Below are 3,609 nucleotides of genomic sequence, written 5' to 3'. Positions count from 1 at the left end.
AAAGCGGGAAGATGCTTAAAATCATAAGGCGTATCAGCACGTTCGCTACTAGCGATTTCAACAGGCAAGTCACCCGCCACCAGCGTATCCCCATTTTCATCAACAAAAATAGCGTTATAAGGGTCAGACACGTCAATTTTCCAACCTTCACCATCAAAAATATCATCATTATTAACGTCATATCCAATATCGACAGATAACGTTATACCATCGTAGGTATGCGTAATTGTTTGTTTATAATCATCATCATCTCGGCCTTGCGTATCGGGTATAACAGCAAAACGCCAAACATTATCGCTATTATTTTCTGCAAGTTTGTTAGCCCCTTGCGTCAGAGTAGTACTTACCGTAGTTTCATTTTCAACTTGATCGGAGTTTTCTATTGTATTTGAGTTATCAGAACCACACGCAAAAAGAGCATTTGAAATAACAACTATTAGAGCGGTTTTGCTTAAAGCCTTCATTAGGGTATTTACCTATTATTTAATTATAATTTTATGGCAACTTAGCTTCACAGCAGCCAAATAGAAATAAAGTAAATAAGGTACAGGGGAAGTATTACAATTTTATGGAAATATAAATTAACAACAAAATAAAATCTGAACAAAAAAAGAAGTTTGGTACTATAAAGCTATAGACGAAAGCATTAATGGGTTTTTTATTGGGCTTGGTATACCCCTACCGCTCTTTATTAATGTAGATGAAAAAGTTATCGTTGAATTTGAAGTCGAAACGGCAAAAAAATTAATATATAAGAATTCACAGCAAAAAATGGTTGGCGCATTTTGCAAGTTTGTACCAGCCTTGCATCATGGTTCAGATGCTTGGTCTTGCCATTTGGGTAAAAAGTCAGGGGTAACCTAAAAGCAGGAAAATGCAGGGCACGGCTTGCCTTTTGCCACTCTGCTTTTGAATGACCGCTTCTGGCTGTGAGTTCGGCTCAGAGTATGAGGAATTATGATGTATGAAGTCAAGATTTGACCCTCGCGACTTTTCAGAGTATGAGGAATTATGATGTATGAAGTCAAGATTTGACCCTCGCGACTTTTAACGCCCATTACGCTAGCTACTTGCTAATATAATCTGGGCCATTATCACACCTGATAGCTCTTGGTTTACCACGCCATTCTATAATTTGATTTAATGAGCTGTTCTCCAGTCCATTTTAAATAGGCTACAGCTTTTATATCAAAATACAAAAGTCAAAAAAGTTATCTACTTTTTTATAGTCACTTTCACTCAGTGGTAGGTTATTCTTAGCTGTAATAATTAATTTAGTTAAGTATTCGTTGTTTCTGTATTTATTTAGTTTTATAAAAAAAATAATTCTATTTTTATTTTCAAATCGTGTTTTAATTTCTTTATATTTACCCTTAAAATTTTCACTTTCAATTGTGAGAAATAATTCACCTTCTAAAAACTCACTAAAATTAGTGTAAATTATTTCTTCGTGAGACTTCTCAGTACCATTACTATTTCGTAAAGTATTGTCTTGAGACAACTCTGAAAATGAAAAAGCCCATGCAAAATTATTATCTTCGACTGATATATTTCTTTTCATTTCTTTCTTATTAAACAGATCTTCGTTAAACGAAGAGTTGAAAGAAAATCCAATATTATCAGCATTACATGTATCTTTTGGTGATGCATGAGCTGAACTAAATAGGCATATAAATAAATATAAACAGAATATTTTAATCTTTTGCATCTTTACTCTTAATTTTCGAAAATTTATACCCGTAGTAAATACCTTGGACATTAGCTAAAAAAAGGACAATATAAAAAATAATATCTTTGTGGAAACTGGTTGCATAACTATACACTAATATGCAACCTACAAAGTTTATTAGATATACAAAAATGGGAAGTATAATCTTCATTAGTCGTAATGTACTGAGTCTAAAAGTTTACTTCTATTCGATATCTCTTGATTTACCTTATGTAATTCTGTGGCATTGAGAATTAAAGAGCCCCACATAACTAGGGTAAGCCAGCCACCTTTAGTTACTTTTTTTGTTTTCCATATAGTTGATGCTAAATCTGCAACACTCACCATAGAAATTGTAATACCTGAGATTCCTGCGTATGTATTTACCATGTCGTGGAACTTATGGTCTTTTAATAGCTCTGTATTGGATAGTGACCAAATTCCCCATTGAGGATTAACAATAGTATCTGTTATTTTTTCGATTAGTTTAGCCATTAATGGTTTGTTAATTAGGGCTTGAATTAAGCGCATAGCTTCTATTTTCTGATTACTGCTTAAATGCCTATAAATAATGACACTTGCTATAGCTTCAGATTCTTCTTGGTGATTATTACTTAGCTTATGCAGACTTATAGAACAGATGCGAGCAAGGTATTGGCATTGCGCTTTAGGTGTTTTTGGTAGGGAGTAAGGTAATTCATTAATATTCATTTAAGTTCCTTTTAAATTAATCTTAATCTACTATTTCAATGCCTACTTTACCTACTTTACAGTGATAGTCAATACGCATTAGTTAAGAGCCAATGGGGTCACCCATTAGAAAATTTCGGTCAAGCAGGCAGCTGTGTTTTCTTGATCTTTTTATTCAAAAACCAAGTGATCTTATTATTTAGACTCAATTTAAATATGACTACGCACCTAGTAATGACGTCGATTGGTGTGAATATGCACCAGTCACCCATATGAATTTAGGCAGTTTAATTAAGCTTTATTGATGATTAATTAAGCCCCTTGGCTTTCGCCTCAGTCATCGTTTAGTACCAATGTCAGTCCAGTTTCTGGCTGTGTTTACACACTGCGCTGTAACAAGTCAGTGGTTTATGCTTACACATAACCAACCTTTGTGGCTCAAACATTGGGCATATCCAGTATTTAAAATATGAGCGGTTAATGTGCAGACTCAATCAAATCTAATGGTTTTACCAACCTCATTACTAGCTCAACACGTTAACCTAATTTGTTTTATAGACGCTAAGCAAACGCCTTGTGTTCATCGAATGGTACATTGTCTTTAAGCACGTGATAACACGCTCTTGCGAGCTTATGTGCAACCGTTTTAATCGCAACTACCTTGTTTGTTTTAGCCAGTTTTCGTTGATAATATTTTTTAACTGTTGGGTTATAACGAATTGCAAAATTAGCAGTCTCAGTAAAGGCCCACGCTAAATAACGATTACCATTCTTCTGATTCGTAGCGCCTTTTTTCTTTCCATTGCTGTACCTTGCCCCTTTAACACAGCGACAATACGATGAGAAATTCCCTGGGCTATCAAAACGTTCAATCGTGCCGGTTTCTAACATAATAGTTAGCGCTAAAGTGTTCCCAACTCCATCAATACTGGATAGGTTCATAAACTCAGGGGAGAGTGATGTTTGTTTTAAAATAGCGCCCTCTATCGCATTAATTTGCTGTTGAGCACAGCGTATTAATGAGAGATTAGAAATGACTGACAGTGCTGTATTCATTGAGCTAAAGTCTGCGTGTACCTGCTCAGTATCAACGCTTTTTCTGATACCAGCCATTTGCTTTATTTTGTTGCTACCGAGCTTATAACCAAGATGACGCATGTAACAACTTTGCACCGATAATAAGTTTTTAGTGGACTGTTGAACAATGTCCA

At 34.9% G+C, this 3,609-nt stretch carries 3 protein-coding genes and 1 pseudogene; all 4 read right to left on the bottom strand.

Annotated elements, in window-relative coordinates; translation table 11 throughout:
• Window positions 1-464, bottom strand: a pseudogene (locus I6F65_RS20985) (hypothetical protein); the annotation flags it as partial.
• Between the two features lie 719 nt (window positions 465-1,183).
• Window positions 1,184-1,708, bottom strand: a complete 525-nt coding sequence (locus I6F65_RS20980; protein ID WP_197114748.1) for a hypothetical protein — start codon at window positions 1,706-1,708, stop codon at window positions 1,184-1,186.
• Window positions 1,709-1,879: 171 nt separating this feature from the next.
• Entirely contained in the window at window positions 1,880-2,419 is a 540-nt protein-coding gene (locus I6F65_RS20975; RefSeq protein WP_197114747.1) for a hypothetical protein, read from the bottom strand.
• A 540-nt stretch (window positions 2,420-2,959) separates the two neighbouring features.
• Window positions 2,960-3,609, bottom strand: a 650-nt coding sequence (locus I6F65_RS20970; RefSeq protein WP_197114745.1) for a transposase, incomplete at its 5' end; no start/stop codon positions are given.

Origin of the sequence: Pseudoalteromonas sp. SWXJZ94C (assembly GCF_015864385.1) — a bacterium.
Taxonomy (GTDB): Bacteria; Pseudomonadota; Gammaproteobacteria; order Enterobacterales; family Alteromonadaceae; genus Pseudoalteromonas.
Note: the sequence above shows the minus strand (reverse complement) of the source record. Positions and strands in the feature narration are given on the sequence as shown.

Bases quoted from the DNA above. Each gene is read 5' to 3' on its own strand.
- I6F65_RS20980 (WP_197114748.1), bottom strand. From the start codon at position 1,708: ATGCAAAAGATTAAAATATTCTGTTTATATTTATTTATATGCCTATTT.
- I6F65_RS20975 (WP_197114747.1), bottom strand. From the start codon at position 2,419: ATGAATATTAATGAATTACCTTACTCCCTACCAAAAACACCTAAAGCG.